This is a genomic window from Candidatus Thiothrix phosphatis (genome assembly GCF_035668035.1).
Classification (GTDB): domain Bacteria; phylum Pseudomonadota; class Gammaproteobacteria; order Thiotrichales; family Thiotrichaceae; genus Thiothrix; species Thiothrix phosphatis.
Genome location: NZ_JAYMYJ010000044.1, coordinates 1 through 18,299 on the forward strand (window position 1 = coordinate 1; position 18,299 = coordinate 18,299).

Genomic DNA, 18,299 nt, shown 5'->3' on the forward strand with positions numbered 1-18,299 from the left:
TGCGGCCATTGCGGCGTGTGGTCATCCCGGGAGAGGGTCGGCTGGCCGACCGGAACCCATTCCTCAATATCGAAGGTATATTGTGTCGCGTAACGGGGCTCCTGCCGGTAAACGGGTTGCTGGTAGGATTCGTTGTGGCATTCCTGCGAGTATTGCGGGCGGGTGCAGGTCTTGTCCTGGAAATAGCCGTTGCCAAGGTCACGGCTGCCGCAGTTGTAGGTGATGGTGCCTGTCCGCACGTTTTCGCAAACCCGCTTGGTGCGCTGTTCGTAATGGTCAAGGCGGGTTTCGTTATGGTGGAACGCCTGCGTTTGGCTGACAATGCGCCCGCCTGCCGGAACCTCCCAGGCTTTTTTGCGCTGGGTTTTGTATTCCTCCACGACAACGCTGCGCTCCCAGGAAAAGCCGCTGACGGTCACCGGGATATGGCTGGGGGTGACGGCAAGGTAAACGCCGAAGGCAGTGCTGAGCGTCAGGCCGCCCGCGATGATTTTGCCTTTGTTGCTTTTGCGGGGCGGCGGTGGGGCAGTGGGTGGGGGGGCAGCTTCTTGCGCGCTGTGCGGGATGTTTTCCGGCGTGTAAACCCGGGTTTCGTGTTCCGTGTTGTTTTCCCGGCTGGCCCCGCAAGCCTTGCAGTGGGTCGCGGTGGCAGGGTTGCCGCTGTTGCAATGCCGACAATACCAGTCAGCACCTGCGGTCGCATCGCTGATCTGGGTGAAGCCGGTGATTTCGTGGGCGTCTTTAGGCAGGTAGAAACGCACATCATCTGCACGCGGGGTATTGCACGAAGGGCAGGAACGGTTGCGCCCCAGAATGCCTTTGTTGCCACATGAAGGGCAATCCCACAGGCCTTCCCGAATACTCATTTTGTTGTTTTCCTTGTACGGCTGCCGGACGGAACCTAGCTGCCAGGGCGACGTTCACCACCCAGCAGCCCGAAGCCCTTGCCTTTGCAAGCAAACACGTTGGCGACATCCGGGTTGATTGGCATTTTGGGCAGTGTAGCGGGCTTGCCGTCCGGCTGCAAATCGGCCTGGCGCGGGTGCCAGGGCTTTCAACCCTTCACGGTTGGCACAGTCCAATATTCGCTGGGCAGATCATTCTCAACCACCCTCATACCTAGTATCCTGCACACCTTAAACCGTGCACCCAACATGCAGCAGGAACAGCATGAACAACACAACCTGGAACCTTGACGCCGCCCGCCGTTTGTACAGCATCCAGCACTGGGGCGATGGCTATTTCGACATTAATTTGGCGGGCAATGTCTCGATGCGACTGCCCGGCCAAGCTGACCGGCAACTGGATTTGCACGCCCTGGCGATGCGTGTCCATAATGAGGACGGCATGCGCTTTCCGCTGCTGGTGCGCTTCGTCGACGTGCTGCACGACCGGGTGCAACGGCTGCAAGCCGCCTTCAACAATGCGATCGCCCACTGCGGGCAAAGCAGCCGCTACACCGCCATTTACCCGATCAAGGTCAACCAGCAGCGCAGCGTGGTGCAGGAAATCCTCAAGGGCGGCGGCGCACAGGTCGGCCTCGAAGCGGGCAGCAAACCGGAACTGATGGCGGTGCTGGGTTCCGCACCTGTGGGCAGCACCATCATCTGCAACGGCTACAAGGACCGCGAATACCTACGCCTCGCCCTGATCGGGCGGCAGATGGGGCACCGCATTTTCATCGTGGTGGAAAAGCCTTCCGAATTGCAGGAAACGTTGGAGGAAGCGGCGAAACTCAGCATCGAACCGCTGCTGGGCATCCGCGTGCGCCTGTATTCGCTCGGCAAGGGCAAATGGCAGAACACCGGCGGGGAAAAGTCCAAGTTTGGCCTGTCCGCCGCGCAAGCCCTGCACATGCTCGGGCAACTGCAACAGGCGGGCAAGCTCGACTGCCTGCAACTGCTGCATTTCCACATGGGTTCGCAGATCGCCAACATCCAGGACATCCAGCGCGGCATGCGCGAAGCCAGCCGCTATTTCGCCGAACTGCACCGCCTTGGCGCGAACATCCGCGTGGTCGACGTGGGCGGCGGCTTAGGCGTGGATTACGACGGTTCGCGCTCACGCAATGACTGTTCCATCAATTACAGCTTGCAGGAATACGCCAACACCATCGTGCGCAGCGTGCAGGACGTGTGCGAGGAATACGAACTGCCGTTCCCCGATTTCGTCAGCGAATCCGGGCGCGGCATGACCGCCCACCACGCGGTGCTGGTCACCAATGTGATCGACACCGACCCGGAGCAGCCGGAAGTGGAGCCGCCATTGCTCGAGCCGCAGGATGAGGAGCCGATGATCCTGCACAACCTGTTCCGGCTGTATGAAAACCGCCGCCGCTTGCCGCCATCGGAAATCTACCACGACGCCGCCTACTGGTTGTCCGAGGCGCACGGCATGTACGCGCACGGCTCCATCGACCTCAACCAGCGCGCCCGCGCGGAAGAGTTCCACCGCGCCATCTGCCGGAAACTGCTGCGCCAGCCGGAGTTGTTCGCCGAACTCGACGCCGAAATCCAGGCGGGTTTGCAAGACAAGCTGGCGGACAAATATTTCTGCAACTTCTCGCTGTTCCAGTCGATGCCGGATGTCTGGGCAATCGAACAGATTTTCCCGATCATGCCGCTGCACCGTTTGCAGGAGCAGCCTGGGCGGCGCGCGACCATCCAGGATCTGACCTGTGATTCCGACGGCACGGTGGCGCGTTATGTGGAAAGCGGGCGGCTGGAAAGCACGCTGCCGTTGCATGCGCTGAACAAGGGCGAACCCTACCTGCTGGGCATTTTTATGGTTGGCGCGTATCAGGAAATCCTCGGCGACCTGCACAACTTGTTCGGCGACACCGACTCCATCAATGTGGAGCTGCTGCCGGAAGGCGGCTATGCATTGTCCGAACCGGAACGCGGCGACACCATTGATGAACTGTTGCGCTACATCCACTTTGAGCCGAAGGATCTGCTGGCGCAGTGCCGCCGCAAGCTGGCCGCGGCAGTTGACGATCCGGAACGGCAAAAAATGTTGTTGCGTGAAATAGAAGCGGGTTTGATCGGTTATACTTACCTGGAAGATTAACCTAAAAAGACAATGGGGAACGCATGGAATACGTACTGATGGGCGCATTTGCCTTGGGAGTGCTGCTGTTTTTGGCGGGCTGGTTATTTTTTGCGGCCGCTGGGTTCCAGCGTCACCCGTTGACTGGCTTGCTGACCTTGATGCCGGGCGTCAATATCGTGGCGTTGCCATCGTTATGGCATAAAGTGTCGGGTTGGGTCATCACCGCTGTTGTCGGTGCCGTGCTGGCGGTCATTGCTTGGTTCGCGGGCGCTGACACCCATGTGTATGAGCGGATTCGGGGTATGGGCGTCGCAGTGCATGCTCCCCAACCTGCCAGCACCCAAGCTGAAACGCCCGCCGCTCCGGCGGAGCCTGCCGTCCAAACGGTCGCCATTCCGGCGGAAGCCCGCAGCAAGCCGGATATTCCGGCTGAGGAAGCCAAGCCTGCCGGGGCGGCTGCGCCGCAAGCGGCCCCAACGCCGCCTGCGCCGCCACCTGAACCTGCCAAACCCTTACCAGTGACTAAAGATTTACCTGCCGCCGCCTTGTTCCATGTGGTGTTTCAAGACATCGCCGTCAGCAAGTTGGCTGACAGTGCAGGCCAGTACGTGCGGGTTGTCCAACAGGATGGGCATCAGCGGGAAGGCAAGGTGCAGAGCGCATCCGCAGACGCCATTGAATTGGAGGAGCGCGTGAACAAGACCAGCACCACGCTGACGCTCAAGCTGTCGGGCATCCGTTCCGCCGCCATCATGATCCACAAGGGGGAGGAGTAAGCCTATGCAGTGCTACGTTTACCGCAGCCGCCGCAAACCCGGTTCGTACCTGTTCCTGCCAGAAAAGGGCGACTTCGGACGGGTGCCGGATGTGTTGCTGAAGATTTTTGGCGAGCCGGAGTTTTCCTTCGATTTTCAATTGGGCGCCGAACGCAAGCTGATGTTGAAGGTGGAGGCGGCTGAAGTCCGTCGGGTGTTGCAGGAAAACGGTTTCTTCCTGCAATTGCCGCCCAGCGACGAGGAAAACATCACCCTTCAAGGATGAGGGCAACGCACAGGAGCGGCAAATGGGCCAGGAAATCGCCACAGACCATTTCACGCCGGAAGATTGGCGCGAGTACGCCGCCCGTCTAAACGCCGAAACCCGTTTGTTGCGGGAAATGCTGGACGACGGGGCGTTTTCCGGCCAGCCTGAAATGGGCGGTTTTGAACTGGAAGGTTGGCTGGCGGATGGGCATTTCCGCCCAGCCCCGCTGAACGCCCAGTTTCTGCAAGCCCTGGATACGCCCCTGGCGACCACCGAACTGGCGCAATTCAACATCGAATTCAATACTCCGCCGCGCCATTTGACTGGCGCCGTTTTCAGCGAATTTGAACAGGCGTTGCGGCAATTGTTGGGGCAGGCGGACAGTGCGGCGCAGCAAGTGGGCGCGCAGCTTTTGCTGACCGGGATCCTGCCCAGTGCGGAGCCGGGGGATTTCTGCCTGGAAACCATGACGGACTCCAACCGTTACCATGCGCTCAATGCCGAAATCCTCAAGGCGCGCCATGGCCGTCCGTTGCGGCTGGAAATCGACGGTCGCGAATCCTTACGCTTGCGGCATGACAGCGTGATGCTGGAGGCGGCCACCACTTCTTTCCAAGTCCATTTGCAGGTTCCGGCGGAGACGGCGCACCATTTCTATAACGCGGCGATTATCGCGTCCGGCCCGGTGCTGGCGGCGGCGGGCAATTCGCCGTTCCTGTTTGGCCGTTCGTTGTGGCAGGAAACCCGCATCCCGCTGTTTGAGCAGGCGGTCGACGCCGGGCGCGAGTATCCCGCGCGGGTCAGTTTCGGCTCCGGATTCGCCGACAAAAGCATTGCGGAATGTTTCGAGGAAAACGCCGCCATTTATCCGGTGCTGTTGCCAATGCTGCTGGACAAGCCCGCCGAGCGTTTTGCCCACCTGCGCCTGCACAATGGCGTGATCTGGCGCTGGAACCGTCCGCTGGTGGGCTTCGGCCCGGACGGCGCGCCGCATATCCGTATCGAGCACCGCATCCTGCCTGCCGGGCCCAGCGTGCCGGACATGCTGGCCAATGCTGCGCTGTTCTACGGTCTGACCCGCTATCTGGGCGCGCAATTGTGCGCAGGCGAACCTTTGCCGATGGCCTTCGCCACCGCGCGGGAAAATTTCTACAACGCCGCCCGCCTGGGGTTGGAGACGCCGTTGCGCTGGAACCGCCAGGAATGGCTGGCGACCAGCCTGTTGCTGGATGAGCTGTTGCCTATCGCGGCGGAAGGGCTGGAGCAATTGGGGATCGCTGAAGCCGACATCCGCCATTACCTCAGCATTCTCGCCGCCCGTATCGAAAGCGGGCAAACCGGCGCGGTGTGGCAGCAGCGCCATTGGCAACGCACACAAGGCGATTGCCGCCGCCTGTTGCTGGATTACGCCCGTTTGCAGCATACTCATACACCTGTCCATACTTGGGCGCTGGATTGCTGAGAACACGACCACCATGTTGACATTGACTGAAATTGACTCTATCCCAGCGGGCTTTTTCGGGCTGAAAAACCCCCGCGAACTGCATACCCTGATGCCAAACCCGACCCTGTTGCATCTGCAAGGCAGGCGGGAGCCGCGCCTGTTCGTTTCCATTTTGCTGCATGGCAATGAGGACACCGGCTTTTTCGCCATCCAGCAATTGCTGCGCAAATACCAGGGACAGCCGTTGCCGCGTTCGCTGACGGTGTTTTTCGGCAATGTCGAGGCGGCCACGTTTGGGATGCGGCGGCTGGAAGGCCAGCCCGATTACAACCGCGTGTGGCCGGGCGGCGACCTGGACGGTTGCGATGAAGCCGAACTGATGCGGCAGGTGACTGAAATTGTGGCGGAAAAAGGCTTGTTTGCCAGCATCGACGTGCACAACAACACCGGCAAGAATCCGCATTACGGCTGCATCAATGTGCTGGATAACCGTTCGCTGCAACTGGCGCGGCTGTTTTCCAATATTGTGGTGTTCTTCGAAACCCCACGGGGCGTGCAGTCGATGGCGATGGCGCAATATTGCCCCGCCGTGACGGTGGAGTGCGGCAAGCCGGGCGTGGCGCAGGGCGTGGAGCATGTGCTGGAGTTCCTCGACGCCGCGTTGCATTTGCAGGCGTTGCCGGATCATCCGCTGCCGCCGCATGATGTCAATGTTTACCAGACCGTGGCGCGCGTCACCTTGCCGCCGGAATACACCTTCAGCTTCAGCAACCCGGACGCCGACATCCATTTGCCGCCAGCGCTCGACCAATACAACTTTTCGGAATTGCCAGCGGGCACGGTGTTCGCCAGCACGGCCCATCCTGACGCTGGCCTGCAAGCCTGGGATGATGAAAATGTCGAGGTTGGCGAGTATTTCTTTGCCCGCGACAACGGCGGCATCGAACTCCGGCAACCGCTGATGCCTGCGATGCTGACCTTGGATGAAACCATCATCCGCCAGGATTGCCTGTGTTACCTGATGAAACGTTTGCCACTGGAGCCGCACCATGAGCGTTAAGCCGTTTGAAGAGCATGTCCCCGACATTCACCCTGAAGCCTATGTCGACCCGGCGGCGTATGTCAGTGGGCAAACCACCCTGGGCGAAGGCTCCTCGGTGTGGCCGATGGCGGTGGTGCGCGGCGACATCAATGTCATCCGCATTGGCAGGCTGACCAATGTGCAGGATGGGGCAGTGCTGCACGTCACCCACGGCGGCGAATATTCGACCCCGGAAGGCCGCCCGTTGACCATCGGCGATGAAGTCACCATCGGCCACCGGGCGGTGCTGCACGCCTGCACCATTGGCAACCGTTGCCTGGTTGGCATGGGCGCCATCGTTTTGGACGGCGCGGTGGTGGAAGATGAGGTGATGATTGGCGCGGGCAGCTTGGTTCCCCCTGGCAAACGGCTGGCAAGCGGCCACCTGTACGTCGGCAACCCGGTGAAGCAGGCGCGCCCGCTGACGGAAAAAGAAAAAGCCTACTTCAGCTATTCCGCCGCTTATTACGCAAGGCTAGCAGGGCGGACGCGGAATTCAGGGTGAACAATCCGCCCTTAAGGCGGTTGTTTGCTCCAGGTTTGTATTGCGCAGGATTCTTCTGTTGACCTGAGAGCAACTCTCAGGTTGTACACTCATCCCCAGGATTTTCATCAGGGAGACGTGTATGTTGACCGTTGCGGAAATGGCCGCTGAAAGCGGCGTCAGCCCCCACACCGTCCGCTATTACATCAAGGAAGGGCTGATCAACCCCGCCGCCCAAGCTGACAACAGCTACCGCCTGTTCACCCGGCAGGATGTCACCCGCCTGCGCTTCATCCGCATGGCCAAGACGCTTGGTTTTACCCTGAATGAAATCCGCCAGATTCTGGAGCATGCCAACGTCGGCGAATCGCCTTGTGCGGACGTGCGCGAAATCATCCAGCGCCATATCGTCGAAAACCGCCAGAAAATCCAGGAGCTGCAATCCCTGCAAATCCGCATGGAGCAGGCGCTGGAAAAATGGCAGGATATGCCCGACAAAACCCCGGATGGCGCAAGCATCTGCCATCTGATCGAATCCATGAGCAACACAACAGGAGACGGAACATGAAATTCAAAGTGGAAAAAATGATGTGTGGCGGCTGCGTCAACAACGTCAAAACCAAGCTGGAAGCACTGGATGGCGTCACCAGCGCCAAGGTTGAGCTGGAATCCGCCAGCGCCGAAGTTGAAGGCAGCGTGGATGCGCAAACCGTAGTCGACACCCTCAGCGCTGCCGGTTACCCCACCACCTTGCAGGAAGACTGACAGGAGCCAGCATCATGTCCGAGCAAACCATCCGCCTCTCTGTCACCGGCATGATGTGCGCCGGGTGCGTGAGTGCTGTTGAAACCGCCCTGCAAGCGGTGACCGGCGTCACCCAGGCCAATGTCAACCTGGCCGAGCGCACCGCCATGGTGACCGGTGATTTCGACCCCAATGCTGCTGTGCAAGCCATCAAAGGGGCAGGGTTCACCGCCGCCGTCATGCAAGGCCGCGCCGCCGAAGCCGAAAAGGCAGCCCACGAAGCGGCGCATTACCAGCAATTGTGGAAGCGCGTGTGGGTGGCCGGGGTGCCGGGCGCATTCCTGATGGTTGGCGACATGGTGCTGGGCATCCTGCCCGGCATGGAAGGTGCGGGCCGCTGGTTCTGGCTGCTGACCGGTCTGGTCACGTTGGGTGTCATGATTTATTCCGGCGGGCATTTCTACAAAGGCGCATGGCAGCAGCTCAAGCATCGCAGCAGCAATATGGATACGCTGATTGCGCTCGGCACCGGCACCGCGTGGCTGTATTCCATGCTGGTGGTGCTGTTCCCGAACATCGTGCCTTCGCTGGCCCGCCATGCCTATTTCGAAGCCGCACTGGTGATTATTGCGCTGGTCAGCTTCGGCAATGCGCTGGAAATGCGCGCACGCGGGCGCACTTCCGAAGCCATCAAGAGCCTGATGAAACTGCAACCACCGATTGCCCACGTCATCCGCAATGGCGAGGAACTGGATTTGCCGCTGGAAGAAGTCGGGCTGGAAGAAACCCTGCGGGTGCGTGCAGGCGAAACCATCCCGCTCGATGGCAAGCTGCTGGAAGGCCAGTCGCATGTGGATGAGTCCATGCTCACGGGGGAATCCGCGCCCGTCGCCAAGAATCCGGGCGATGCAGTGACTGGCGGCTCCATGAACGGTTCCGGCAGTTTCCTGATGCAGGTCAGCCATATTGGGGCGGATACGGTGTTGGCGCAGATCATCGACATGATCCGCAAGGCGCAAAGCTCCAAGCCGCAGATTGCACGGCTGGCGGATAAGGTCGCGTCAGTGTTCGTGCCGGTGGTGGTTTCCATCGCCATCCTCACTTTCGGGTTGTGGTACTGGCTGGGGCCGGAACCCTCCTTAAGTTATGCGCTGGTCACCTCCATGACCGTGCTGGTGATTGCCTGCCCGTGTGCGCTGGGGCTGGCCACGCCGATTGCGGTGATTGCCGGGGTTGGCAAGGCGGCGCAGTCGGGCATCCTGATCCGTAATGGCGAAGCGCTGCAACAAGCCGCCAAGCTCGACACCATTGTGCTCGACAAGACCGGCACCATTACCCTGGGCAAGCCGACCCTCAACGCTATCCACACGGCTGATGGGCAGGAGGCTGACCGCTTGCTGCAAATCACCGCCAGCCTGGAGCGCGGTTCGGAGCATCCGCTGGGCGCGATCATCCGCGCCGCCGCCCAAGACAAGGGCTTGGCGGATTTGCCAGTAACAGGTTTCAACGCACTTGCCGGACATGGCTTGCAGGCCACGATAGAAGGGCAAACCTATTTCGTTGGCAACACCCGCCTGATGCAGCAGCAAGAGCTGACGCTGGATAGCTGGCAAACCCATTTGCAGGCACTCGACCAGCAAGGCCAAACCCCGGTATTCCTGGCCGACAGCCAGCAGGTTCTGGCGCTGTTCGGCATTGCTGACACCATCAAACCGGATGCGCTGGCAAGTATCCAACGCCTGCAAGCGCAAGGTCTGGAAGTCATTATGCTGACCGGCGACCGGCGTGAAGTGGCGGAACACATTGCGCAACAGGTCGGCATTCAAACCCTGCATGCCGAAGTGTTGCCCGCCGACAAATCCCAGGTCGTGGCTGATCTGCAAGCGCAGGGTCGCAAGGTGGCGATGGTCGGCGATGGCGTGAATGACGCCCCCGCACTGGCTCAGGCTGATGTTGGGGTTGCCATCGGTGCAGGTACGGATGTGGCGATTGCTGCCGCCGACATTACCCTGATGGGCAGTTCGCTACGGGGTATTGCGGACGCCATCACCATATCCAAGGCAACCAACCGCACGATCTGGCAGAACCTGTTTGGCGCATTCGTCTACAACTCGCTGGGGATTCCGGTCGCGGCGGGAATTTTGTACCCGTTTACCGGGCTGCTGCTGAACCCGATGATTGCAGGGGCGGCGATGGCATTGTCATCCGTGACCGTGGTGACCAATGCCAACCGGCTTGCGCGGTTGAACGTTTCCAATCAGCCGAAAAGCGGGTTGGGTATCGAAATCTCCGATAATAATTAACAAGAAAAATCGTTATACGCTCAGTTGTCGCCTCAATAAAATGCATTGGCTGCACCGCTGCAATGCTAATGCACCAATAAAGGTCAAAACTGGGAGACGTTGAATGTCGAGGAAGCAGGAATTCTTGTCACTGTTTGCGTTGGGGCGCGCCGACCATCTGGAAAAATGGATTTCGGCGCTGGGCGGCCTGGTCAGTTTGGGCGGCATCCTGCTGATCAGCCACGCCAGCCTGGGGTTGGAAGGCGCCTCTACCCTGGTCGCTTCCATGGGCGCTTCCGCCGTGCTGCTGTTCGCTGTGCCGCATGGCCCGTTGTCGCAGCCTTGGCCGTTGCTGGGCGGGCATACGGTTTCCGCGCTGATCGGCATAAGTTGCGCAAAACTCTTGCACGACCCGGTATTGGCTGCCGCTTTGGCGGTCGCGCTCGCCATTGGCGCCATGCATTACCTGAACTGCATCCATCCGCCCGGCGGGGCTACGGCGTTGAGCGCTGTTGTCGGTGGCGAGGCCGTGCATCAGCTTGGCTACCAATATTTGCTGACGCCGGTCATGTTCAACGCTGTCACCATTTTGCTGATCGCTGTCCTGTTCAATTATCCGTTTCACTGGCGGCGCTACCCCGCCGTCTTCAGGCGTCAGACCTGACTATAATCCGTTTCATGGATATTGATCAGGTTCGCACCTTTCTCGCCGTCGCCGCCAATGGCAGCTTTCTGGAAGCGGCTTCCCGCCTGTATGTCACCCAGTCCACCGTCAGCGCCCGCATCCAGAATCTGGAGGCTTACCTGCGCACCAGGCTGTTTGTGCGCAACCGTTCCGGCGCGACGCTGACGCCAGCAGGGAAACGTTTCCTGCGCCACGCCAAGACCCTGCTGCTGACGATGGAGCAGGCGCGCCACGATGTGGGGTTGCCTGGGCGTTACCGCGCCACGTTGACGGTCGGCGCGCGCATTGCCTTGTGGGACGCGGCCTTGCTGCCGCGCTGGGTGGGGCGGATGCGTACACGGATGCCGGATGTGTCCATCCGCAGTGAAATCGGTTTTGAGGAAGACTTGATGCGCCGCCTGACGGAGGGCACGCTGGACATTGGCCTGATGTATACCCCGCAGCACAACCCTGGCTTGCAGGTGGAGCATCTGTTCGATGAAACCCTGGTGCTGGTTTCCTCCGACCCCGGCAAGCCCTGGCCAGATGAAAATTATGTGTATGTGGATTGGGGGCCGGGCTTCTATGCGGAACACAGCAACAGTTTCCCGGAGCTGGAGCGCCCGGCGCTGCTGGCGAATATCGGTTGGCTGGCGATACAACTGGTGCAGGAAAACGGCGGCTCCTGTTTCCTGCCCCAGCGGATGGCGGATGAAATCACCGCCGCCGGGAAACTGGGCAAAGTGCCGGGCAGCCCGCAGTTCCGCTTGCCCGCCTATGTGATTTATTCCAGCAACGCCGACAGTGGTGAATACCAGCAGGCGGTGGACATCCTGCGGGAAGTGGTGGCGGAAATGACCACGCTTTAGCCGGTGCTCCAGGCGCGCGGGCGTTGCATGCCAGCGATCTTGCACGTCTGTTTCACATAACCGTAGGGGAACAACTGGAACAGTTGCTGTTTGGCTGTTTTCTTATCGATGTTTTGCGCCTGGGCCATGTGGCTGGCGACGTGGCGGATATCGGGGATAATTTTGTGTTCTTCCCAATAGCCACGCACAAATTCCAGAATTGGCCAGTGCCTTTCCGCCAGTTCGATATTTTCCTCAGCGGCCAGTTCAGCGGCAATATCGGCGTCCCACTCTTCGGGGTGTACCAGGTAACCTTCGGCGTCGCGTTGGCAGGTGATTTGGGTTTGCATGGCGTTTCTCCGTGGTGTTGGATGGGTTCAGGTTAGCAGGCACTTTTGACCCGCACATAACGAATTTTTTCAGCCTTTCATATCGGTAGTGTCGATATGAAAAGGAAGAAAACGGGTGCTGGCCTTTCCCGCAGGCAGTTTTCCCGATTAGTCTTGCCTGGAGTCCAGGTGTAACATCCCATTGGTTTCCGTTTGGACGCCATGATTTTGACAGGAAGGACGATATGACGCAGGCAGTTGCACGCATTGGCATTTTGACCGTTTCCGACCGCGCCAGCCGGGGGGAATATGAAGACAAGGGCGGCCCGGCCATCCAGGCATGGTTCAGCCGGGTGCTGACGACCCCGTGGGAGGCAGTGGCGCGGGTGATCCCCGATGAGCAGCCGTTGATTGAGGCGGCGTTGTGTGAGCTGGCGGATGTGGAAGGGTGCGGCCTGATCGTCACCACCGGCGGCACCGGGCCAGCCCTGCGGGATGTGACGCCGGAAGCGACCGAGGCGGTGTGCGGTAAAATGATGCCGGGTTTTGGCGAACTCATGCGCATGGCTTCCCTGAGATTTGTGCCGACCGCGATCCTGTCGCGCCAGACCGCTGGCATTCGCGGACGCAGCCTGATTGTCAATCTGCCGGGCAAGCCATCGGCGATTGACGACTGTTTGCAGGCGGTGTTCCCCGCCATTCCCTATTGCCTGGATTTGATCGAAGCCGCTTGGCTGGATTCTGATCCGCAACTGTGCAAGGCGTTCCGTCCAGCCCATGCCAAGCGCCCTTAAGGCTTTGCCGGATTTCCTGCCTGCCTATCTGGGCGGCGCGCTGAACACCGGCCTGTTGCTGTTGGACATCCTGATTATTGCTGTCCTGTTGCCGACAGTGGTGCAGCAGCGGCGGGAATCTGGGGCGACGCTGGCGTGGGTGCTGGTGATTGTGCTGCTGCCGTTCATTGGCCTGCTGGCGTTCTGGCTGCTGGGTTCCACCCGCCTGCATTTGCGTCGCCGCAAACGCCGCAAAGTGGAGGAAAAACTGTCGCAGGCGCTGGATCGGCTGCAAACGGGGCCGAGCGGGGAGAGCCGGATCAACGGTGTTTCCCCGTCCTTGCTGAAGTTGGCGCGGGCGCTGGATGACGTTGGCCCGCTGGCAGGCAACGCCGCCGACATCATGCGCGATGGGAAGACGGTGTTCGCCGCGCTGGAACAGGCTTTTGCGGCGGCGGAGCACCATATCCATCTGGTTTACTACATCTGGGAGCCTGACTATACGGGCGGACGTATGCGGGATGCACTGATCCGGGCGGCGCAACGTGGGGTGGAGGTTCGGCTGCTGGTGGATGATGTCGGCTCACGGCAGGCGGGCAGGCGCTTTTTCGCCCCATTGCGGGCGGCGGGCGGGCGGGTCGAACGGTTCCTCAAGGTGAGCTTTTTCAGCCGCCGCCTGAACCTCAATAACCGTAATCACCGCAAGCTGGTGGTGATTGATGGAAGGCTGGCGTTTACCGGCGGGATGAATGTGGGGGATGTGTACGCTGGCAGGGGGGAGCCGTGGGAGGATTTGCATGCCTGCTTGCAGGGGCCGGTCGTGTGCGCCTTGCAGGAAGTGTTCTGTCAGGACTGGTATCACGCTACGAACGAGAACTTGGTTAGCGAAGCCTATTTCCCCGTTATTGCCGAAACCGGCGATATATGTGCGCAGTTTCTCGCCAGCGGCCCCGCCGATGAACGTTGGCAGGCCATCCATACCCTGCTGTTTGCCGCCATGAATCTGGCAAGCGGGCGCATCTGGATTGAAACCCCGTATTTTGTCCCTGACCGCCCGATCCTGCTGGCGTTGCAGACGGCGGCGCTGCGTGGCGTGGATGTGCGCCTGCTGCTGCCGGGGCGTTCCGACCATCCGCTGGTGTTGTACGCAGGGCGCTCTTTTGTGGATGAACTGCTGCTGGCGGGTGTGCGGGTGTTCGAAATGCACCGGGTGATGCCCCACGCCAAGGCGGTCATGATCGACGGCGACTTCGCAACGCTGGGTTCGGCGAACATGGATCAGCGCAGTTTCCGCCTCAATTTCGAGGGCAATGTGTTCTTTTATGGCAGTGAAATCGCAGGCAAGCTGGAGCAGGATTTCCTGGCGTTGTGCCAAAATGCGCAGGAAGTGACGGTGCAGCAACGCAAATATTTGCCGAAAAATCGCCGTTTGGCTGAAAATATCGCACGTTTACTGTCCCCATTATTGTAAGCGTTTGATATTTTATGTTAACTTGTTGATATTAAGCTATCATAATGGAAGTCAGGGTATGCAGCCATTGCCCTATTATCTCGGTCTGCCCTTGTGGGCGAATGCGCGCTGGAAAGGGATGCTGTTCAGCACAGACGCCAGGCCTGCGGAGTTCCTCGCCCAATACGCCAAGGTGTTCAACGCAGTGGAGGGGAACACCACATTTTATTCCGTACCCTCGCCAGAGATGGTGTTGCGTTGGGCAAGCGCCACGCCGGAAAACTTCCGCTTCAGTTTTAAATTTCCCCGCACCATTACCCATCAGCAGCACTTGATCCATGTGGCGAAGGAAACACAGGAGTTTTTGCAACGCCTGGAGCCATTGGGCCAGCGGTTGAGCGGGCTGATGGTGCAGCTGCCCGCTTCCTTTTCACCGGCGGAGACGCCGTTGCTGGAATCTTTCCTGCGCCGCCTGCCTGCAGATTACCATTATGCGGTGGAGGTGCGGCATCCGGCTTTTTTTACCCAGGTCAGTACGCGCGCCGCCTATAATGCCTTGCTGGAAAAGTTGGGGATGAATAGGGTGATTTTTGAAAGCCGCCCGGTGCATGCGGCTCTGCCGTTGGACGTGGCCACCCGTGAAGCGCAGGAGCGCAAGCCGCGTTTGCCCGTGCAGCTGGATTCGACGGCTGGACAGCCTGTATTGCGCTACATCGGTCATCCTGAACTGGAAGCCAATCATCCTTGGCTGGATCGCTGGGTGGCGCAGACCGCCCGTTGGCTGGCGGAAGGCAAACGTCCGCACATTTTTTTACATACCCCTGACAATCATTTGGCACCGGAATTGGCACGCATGTTCCACTCACAATTGCAACGGCGGATTCCAGGCTTGGCCAGTTTGCCGACACTTCCGGCGGCGGTGGGGCAGGTTAGTTTGTTGTAAAAAAATGGGTGTTCAGGTTGCTTGCCGACAGGGGTTCTGCTATCCTTGCGCGCCTTTAGAGTTCAAGAATCGCAGAATTTGGAGTATCCCAATGTCTCGTGTATGCCAGGTAACAGGTAAGCGTCCGATCACAGGTAACAACGTGTCGCACGCCAACAACAAGACCAAACGCCGTTTTCTGCCCAACCTGCATTCAAAACGCTTCTGGGTTGAGAGTGAGGATCGTTGGGTCAGTCTGCGTGTTTCTACAAAGGGTATGCGCATCATCGATAAGAAAGGTATTGACGCCATTCTTGCCGACATTCGCGCCCGTGGCGAAAAAATTTAACTGACGGAGGCGACAGCAAATGGCTAAGAAAGGTGGTCGTGATAAAATCAAGCTGGTTTCTTCCGCTGGAACTGGTTTTTACTATACTACAACCAAAAATAAGCGTACTACGCCTGACAAGTTAGAGTTCAGCAAGTACGATCCGGTTGTGCGTAAGCATGTAATGTTCAAGGAAGCCAAGATCAAGTAACTGACTGGTTTCCTGCGATTCTTTCCAAAGCCCGGCTCGTCGCCGGGTTTTTGCGTTGTGGAAAATGCCATGGAAAACGGTTTAATGTGGGTCATTATGGGAATCAGCCTCTTGTTTTTGTTGGTTCCTGTGATGGTTGGGCTGCTGATTTCACCCTATCAGCAGGTGACGCGGGTTGAGCTGATCAAGGCTCCGGCGGATGAGGTGTGGAGCGCGCTGACCGATTTGCCGCGTCAGACGCAGTGGCGCGCCGATTTGAAAAGCATGCAGATGATTGATGACGATGCAGGCTTACGTTGGGTTGAGCAGTCTGTGCATGGCCCAGCCATTACCTTGCGTAAGATCAAGGAAACACCCTTGAAGGAACTGTTGCTGGAGATGCGCCAGCGCGGCAGCAAAGGCACCCGGCAGGCGCGCCTGAACGCAGTGCCCGGTGGCACGCGCGTCACTTTTACCGAAATGCTGGAAACCCGCCCTCCTTGGTTGCGGATTAAGGCGCGTATGGGAGGGGGGCCTGACCGTAACCTGGATCACTTTATCCAACAGTTAAAGGCCAGGTTCACTGCCTGAAGCAGTCCAGGCTCACAGCGGTCAAAGTTTCTTGGGGCAGGGTGGAACGCTTGGCCAGTTCCGCCAGGGATTCCGACAGCCCTGGATAGGGGAGTGCGGGCGCGATTTCCGCTAGAGGATACAGTACGAAAGGATAGGCCAGAATGTCCTGATGGGGCAGGTTTTGCTCCGGAATAATCAGGCCATCATACAGCAACAGATCAACATCCAGCGTTCTCGAGCTGAATTTCTTTTCGTTGCGGTTTCTGCCTTGCTTGCTTTCCAGATTGCGCAGGTATTGTTTTAACGTTCCGGGCGATAAGCTGGTTGTAAAACCTGCCGCCAGATTGAGAAAAGGTGCGCCGCTGAAGCCCTCAGCCGGTGTTTGATATACGCGGGAAAACACCGTATCAGGAAAGTCCTGCTGTAGTTGCTGTGCGCAAGCGCAGATGTTGGCAGCTGGATTGATGTTGCTGCCCAGGCTTACGTAGACGCCCGCCATTCCCGGTTTCCCCGTTCGATCTGCACACCTACTTCACTAGAGCCGCGAACTGCACCCGGTTTGCCTACAGTGACCCGAACCCAGGGCGTATGCAGTTCCTGCATTAGGGTGGAGGCAATGGTTTCTGCCAGGCGTTCAACCAGTTCGTAATGGCTATCTTTCACCAGTTGGGAGACCCGCTGGGCGGCGATTTTGTAGTTGAGGGTGTCTTGGATGTTGTCGCTGGCTGCGGGGATGCGGTTGTCCCATGCCATTTCCAGGTCAATGCGAATCTTTTGCTGGATGCGTTTTTCCCATTCGTAGATGCCGATCCGGGCTTCCAGAATCAGGTTGCGCACATAGACTATATCCATAGCTTGCTCTTATGGTCAGGGGAAGGAATGGATTGTAATACAAAAAACCCATCCCCTGTAGCAGGGGCATGGGTCAAAGAAACGGCGTGTAATGACGGATTAGGTGTTAGTGAGCCAATTGCCACTGGCCATAGTTGTCCTGACAGGCTTTGGTTTGGATGTTTTGCTGTCTGCCATCAATCACGCCGGAAATCGTGACAGGTCGGCACAATGCCTGCTGGTTATTGTAGTTGGCGCGGTAAACCTGCCCTGGGGTGACATTGTATTGGTTGCCAGTTGAGGTGTTGGACCAACTGACTGGGCGGCCAGAGTAAACCGCTTGCCCCAAGTATTGTTGGTCACGGCTATCCAGTTGGGCCCCCCATTGGCTGCCGAGGTAGCTGCCCAACATGGTGCCAAGGATAGTCATGGCCGTTTGGCCTTCCCCATGGCCGAACTGGTTACCTGCCACACCACCTAAAACTGCGCCAAGCATTGCGCCGGTCTGGGCGTTATTGATGGGGGCGGTGCCTACACATCCCGCTAGCGCCAGTGACGACGCCAGTGTTGCGGCCGCTAAGGATCGGGTAATTGACATCTTCATCGGGACACTCCTTTCTCGTATCTAAAGTGGGGGGCGGCTGTTCCTCGCCGCCCGCCTGGATGGAACCTTCTTAGTAGCCCCGGTTGTAGTAGGGCTGTGGCTGTTGTTGATAGTACGGGCCCTGTTGCGCGCCCATCTGGCCACCAATGTAGCTGCCTGCCATTGTGCCTGCAATAGTGGCGGCAGTCTTGCCGTCGCCTTCACCAAACTGGTGGCCGACAACACCGCCCAGCACTGCCCCTGTCATGGCGCCGGTTTGAGTGGTGCTCATCGGCGTACCGCAAGCGCTCAATGCAGCGGCCAGTGCGATTGCACTTAAGGAATAAGTAAAGGTTTTCATCTATTAGCTCCTTGTAAGCATCTGTTTGTATTGGCATTAGCCAGGTTTTTTTAAGCTCTGGTGTCTTGTTAGACTGAGAATGGATTGAGTGGTTCAGGAACTCTGTCATTATTTTTGTATTTGGCAGATAAATATTCCATGCCCCACTGATATTTTCCAACAGATGTGGGTGTTGATGCCAGTAAAATTTTATGCGTAGGTTTTTGCGGAAATGATATGTGCAGAAAGGGCAGTAATTTGAAGAATATGCGATCAATTTTTGCACGATTATTCTATAAGAAAAATTAGTAAGTATCCCCCGGCAAAGCCGGGGGCTTTAGAATATGTGAGCCGCTCAA

Annotated in this window: 23 protein-coding genes; 17 read left to right on the top strand and 6 right to left on the bottom strand. The window is 58.6% G+C overall.

What is annotated here, in order from left to right; all coding sequences use genetic code 11:
• On the bottom strand, positions 1-866 hold an 866-nt coding region (locus tag VSS37_RS05690), incomplete at its 3' end, for a zinc finger Ran-binding domain-containing protein (protein ID WP_324693789.1).
• 304 nt (positions 867-1,170) lie between these two features.
• On the opposite strand from VSS37_RS05690, the gene speA reads away from it, so the two are divergent.
• The 11 genes from speA (at position 1,171) to VSS37_RS05745 (ending at position 11,642) form a co-directional block, all read left to right on the top strand.
• The gene (gene speA / locus VSS37_RS05695; RefSeq protein ID WP_324693791.1) at positions 1,171-3,069 is read left to right on the top strand and encodes a biosynthetic arginine decarboxylase; all 1,899 of its coding nucleotides are present in this window, start codon (positions 1,171-1,173) and stop codon (positions 3,067-3,069) included.
• Between the two features lie 23 nt (positions 3,070-3,092).
• On the top strand, positions 3,093-3,827 hold the full coding sequence (locus tag VSS37_RS05700) for a hypothetical protein (protein ID WP_324693792.1): 735 nt from the start codon (positions 3,093-3,095) through the stop codon (positions 3,825-3,827).
• Between the two features lie 4 nt (positions 3,828-3,831).
• The gene (locus tag VSS37_RS05705; RefSeq protein WP_324693793.1) at positions 3,832-4,092 is read left to right on the top strand and encodes a YcgL domain-containing protein; all 261 of its coding nucleotides are present in this window, start codon (positions 3,832-3,834) and stop codon (positions 4,090-4,092) included.
• A 22-nt stretch (positions 4,093-4,114) separates the two neighbouring features.
• Entirely contained in the window at positions 4,115-5,536 is a 1,422-nt protein-coding gene (locus tag VSS37_RS05710; RefSeq protein ID WP_324693794.1) for a glutamate-cysteine ligase family protein, read from the top strand.
• A 13-nt stretch (positions 5,537-5,549) separates the two neighbouring features.
• Positions 5,550-6,578, top strand: a complete 1,029-nt coding sequence (locus tag VSS37_RS05715; RefSeq protein WP_324693795.1) for a M14 family metallopeptidase — start codon at positions 5,550-5,552, stop codon at positions 6,576-6,578.
• Entirely contained in the window at positions 6,568-7,104 is a 537-nt protein-coding gene (locus VSS37_RS05720; protein WP_324693796.1) for a gamma carbonic anhydrase family protein, read from the top strand. The genes VSS37_RS05715 and VSS37_RS05720 overlap by 11 nt, the downstream gene beginning before the upstream one ends.
• Before the next feature lie 121 nt (positions 7,105-7,225).
• Positions 7,226-7,651, top strand: a complete 426-nt coding sequence (locus VSS37_RS05725) for a MerR family transcriptional regulator (RefSeq protein WP_324693798.1) — start codon at positions 7,226-7,228, stop codon at positions 7,649-7,651.
• Positions 7,648-7,848 carry a heavy-metal-associated domain-containing protein gene (locus tag VSS37_RS05730; protein ID WP_324693799.1) on the top strand — a complete coding sequence of 67 codons (201 nt, stop codon included), beginning with the start codon at positions 7,648-7,650 and terminating at the stop codon, positions 7,846-7,848. Before VSS37_RS05725 ends, VSS37_RS05730 begins: the two co-directional genes overlap by 4 nt.
• A 14-nt stretch (positions 7,849-7,862) precedes the next feature.
• Positions 7,863-10,130, top strand: coding sequence for a heavy metal translocating P-type ATPase (locus VSS37_RS05735; RefSeq protein WP_324693801.1), 2,268 nt, complete (start codon positions 7,863-7,865; stop codon positions 10,128-10,130).
• A gap of 103 nt (positions 10,131-10,233) precedes the next feature.
• A complete protein-coding gene (locus VSS37_RS05740) occupies positions 10,234-10,773 on the top strand; it encodes an HPP family protein (protein WP_324693802.1) in 540 nt (179 codons plus the stop codon).
• Positions 10,774-10,787: 14 nt separating this feature from the next.
• Positions 10,788-11,642 (top strand): LysR family transcriptional regulator, encoded by an 855-nt coding sequence (locus VSS37_RS05745; RefSeq protein WP_324693803.1) that lies wholly within the window; start codon positions 10,788-10,790, stop codon positions 11,640-11,642.
• Here the strand turns inward: VSS37_RS05745 and VSS37_RS05750 are convergent.
• On the bottom strand, positions 11,639-11,971 hold the full coding sequence (locus VSS37_RS05750; RefSeq protein WP_324693805.1) for a TusE/DsrC/DsvC family sulfur relay protein: 333 nt from the start codon (positions 11,969-11,971) through the stop codon (positions 11,639-11,641). The two genes, VSS37_RS05745 and VSS37_RS05750, sit on opposite strands and share 4 nt — an antisense overlap.
• 224 nt (positions 11,972-12,195) lie before the next feature.
• On the opposite strand from VSS37_RS05750, the gene mog reads away from it, so the two are divergent.
• From mog to VSS37_RS05780, 6 genes are all read left to right on the top strand, one after another.
• Positions 12,196-12,744: a molybdopterin adenylyltransferase gene (gene mog, locus VSS37_RS05755; protein ID WP_324693806.1), complete on the top strand. Its 549-nt coding sequence runs from the start codon at positions 12,196-12,198 to the stop codon at positions 12,742-12,744.
• Positions 12,728-14,194, top strand: coding sequence for a cardiolipin synthase (cls, locus tag VSS37_RS05760; protein ID WP_324693807.1), 1,467 nt, complete (start codon positions 12,728-12,730; stop codon positions 14,192-14,194). The genes mog and cls overlap by 17 nt, the downstream gene beginning before the upstream one ends.
• Before the next feature lie 58 nt (positions 14,195-14,252).
• Positions 14,253-15,116 (top strand): DUF72 domain-containing protein, encoded by an 864-nt coding sequence (locus VSS37_RS05765; RefSeq protein WP_324693809.1) that lies wholly within the window; start codon positions 14,253-14,255, stop codon positions 15,114-15,116.
• 91 nt (positions 15,117-15,207) lie between these two features.
• Positions 15,208-15,444: a 50S ribosomal protein L28 gene (rpmB, locus tag VSS37_RS05770; protein ID WP_324693811.1), complete on the top strand. Its 237-nt coding sequence runs from the start codon at positions 15,208-15,210 to the stop codon at positions 15,442-15,444.
• Positions 15,445-15,463: 19 nt separating this feature from the next.
• Positions 15,464-15,634 (top strand): 50S ribosomal protein L33, encoded by a 171-nt coding sequence (gene rpmG / locus VSS37_RS05775; RefSeq protein ID WP_002707790.1) that lies wholly within the window; start codon positions 15,464-15,466, stop codon positions 15,632-15,634.
• A gap of 69 nt (positions 15,635-15,703) precedes the next feature.
• Positions 15,704-16,204, top strand: coding sequence for an SRPBCC family protein (locus VSS37_RS05780; RefSeq protein WP_324693813.1), 501 nt, complete (start codon positions 15,704-15,706; stop codon positions 16,202-16,204).
• Here the strand turns inward: VSS37_RS05780 and folK are convergent.
• The 4 genes from folK to VSS37_RS05800 form a co-directional block, all read right to left on the bottom strand.
• On the bottom strand, positions 16,194-16,685 hold the full coding sequence (folK, locus tag VSS37_RS05785) for a 2-amino-4-hydroxy-6-hydroxymethyldihydropteridine diphosphokinase (RefSeq protein ID WP_324693814.1): 492 nt from the start codon (positions 16,683-16,685) through the stop codon (positions 16,194-16,196). The genes VSS37_RS05780 and folK overlap by 11 nt on opposite strands.
• A complete protein-coding gene (folB, locus tag VSS37_RS05790; RefSeq protein ID WP_324693815.1) occupies positions 16,667-17,038 on the bottom strand; it encodes a dihydroneopterin aldolase in 372 nt (123 codons plus the stop codon). The genes folK and folB overlap by 19 nt, the downstream gene beginning before the upstream one ends.
• A gap of 106 nt (positions 17,039-17,144) precedes the next feature.
• Positions 17,145-17,621, bottom strand: a complete 477-nt coding sequence (locus tag VSS37_RS05795) for an RT0821/Lpp0805 family surface protein (RefSeq protein ID WP_324693818.1) — start codon at positions 17,619-17,621, stop codon at positions 17,145-17,147.
• 70 nt (positions 17,622-17,691) lie between these two features.
• On the bottom strand, positions 17,692-17,961 hold the full coding sequence (locus VSS37_RS05800) for a glycine zipper 2TM domain-containing protein (RefSeq protein ID WP_324693819.1): 270 nt from the start codon (positions 17,959-17,961) through the stop codon (positions 17,692-17,694).
• Positions 17,962-18,299 lie beyond the last annotated feature (338 nt).

Excerpts from the sequence above, each read along its gene's own strand:
- VSS37_RS05720 (WP_324693796.1), top strand. The coding sequence starts at position 6,568 with ATGAGCGTTAAGCCGTTTGAAGAGCATGTCCCCGACATTCACCCTGAA.
- VSS37_RS05800 (WP_324693819.1), bottom strand. The coding sequence starts at position 17,961 with ATGAAAACCTTTACTTATTCCTTAAGTGCAATCGCACTGGCCGCTGCA.
- VSS37_RS05735 (WP_324693801.1), top strand. The coding sequence starts at position 7,863 with ATGTCCGAGCAAACCATCCGCCTCTCTGTCACCGGCATGATGTGCGCC.
- speA (WP_324693791.1), top strand. The coding sequence starts at position 1,171 with ATGAACAACACAACCTGGAACCTTGACGCCGCCCGCCGTTTGTACAGC.
- VSS37_RS05740 (WP_324693802.1), top strand. The coding sequence starts at position 10,234 with ATGTCGAGGAAGCAGGAATTCTTGTCACTGTTTGCGTTGGGGCGCGCC.
- VSS37_RS05705 (WP_324693793.1), top strand. The coding sequence starts at position 3,832 with ATGCAGTGCTACGTTTACCGCAGCCGCCGCAAACCCGGTTCGTACCTG.
- mog (WP_324693806.1), top strand. The coding sequence starts at position 12,196 with ATGACGCAGGCAGTTGCACGCATTGGCATTTTGACCGTTTCCGACCGC.
- VSS37_RS05700 (WP_324693792.1), top strand. The coding sequence starts at position 3,093 with ATGGAATACGTACTGATGGGCGCATTTGCCTTGGGAGTGCTGCTGTTT.
- VSS37_RS05725 (WP_324693798.1), top strand. The coding sequence starts at position 7,226 with ATGTTGACCGTTGCGGAAATGGCCGCTGAAAGCGGCGTCAGCCCCCAC.
- VSS37_RS05730 (WP_324693799.1), top strand. The coding sequence starts at position 7,648 with ATGAAATTCAAAGTGGAAAAAATGATGTGTGGCGGCTGCGTCAACAAC.
- VSS37_RS05795 (WP_324693818.1), bottom strand. The coding sequence starts at position 17,621 with ATGAAGATGTCAATTACCCGATCCTTAGCGGCCGCAACACTGGCGTCG.
- VSS37_RS05780 (WP_324693813.1), top strand. The coding sequence starts at position 15,704 with ATGGAAAACGGTTTAATGTGGGTCATTATGGGAATCAGCCTCTTGTTT.
- VSS37_RS05715 (WP_324693795.1), top strand. The coding sequence starts at position 5,550 with ATGTTGACATTGACTGAAATTGACTCTATCCCAGCGGGCTTTTTCGGG.
- cls (WP_324693807.1), top strand. The coding sequence starts at position 12,728 with ATGCCAAGCGCCCTTAAGGCTTTGCCGGATTTCCTGCCTGCCTATCTG.
- VSS37_RS05750 (WP_324693805.1), bottom strand. The coding sequence starts at position 11,971 with ATGCAAACCCAAATCACCTGCCAACGCGACGCCGAAGGTTACCTGGTA.
- VSS37_RS05710 (WP_324693794.1), top strand. The coding sequence starts at position 4,115 with ATGGGCCAGGAAATCGCCACAGACCATTTCACGCCGGAAGATTGGCGC.
- rpmB (WP_324693811.1), top strand. The coding sequence starts at position 15,208 with ATGTCTCGTGTATGCCAGGTAACAGGTAAGCGTCCGATCACAGGTAAC.
- folK (WP_324693814.1), bottom strand. The coding sequence starts at position 16,685 with ATGGCGGGCGTCTACGTAAGCCTGGGCAGCAACATCAATCCAGCTGCC.
- VSS37_RS05745 (WP_324693803.1), top strand. The coding sequence starts at position 10,788 with ATGGATATTGATCAGGTTCGCACCTTTCTCGCCGTCGCCGCCAATGGC.
- VSS37_RS05765 (WP_324693809.1), top strand. The coding sequence starts at position 14,253 with ATGCAGCCATTGCCCTATTATCTCGGTCTGCCCTTGTGGGCGAATGCG.
- rpmG (WP_002707790.1), top strand. The coding sequence starts at position 15,464 with ATGGCTAAGAAAGGTGGTCGTGATAAAATCAAGCTGGTTTCTTCCGCT.
- folB (WP_324693815.1), bottom strand. The coding sequence starts at position 17,038 with ATGGATATAGTCTATGTGCGCAACCTGATTCTGGAAGCCCGGATCGGC.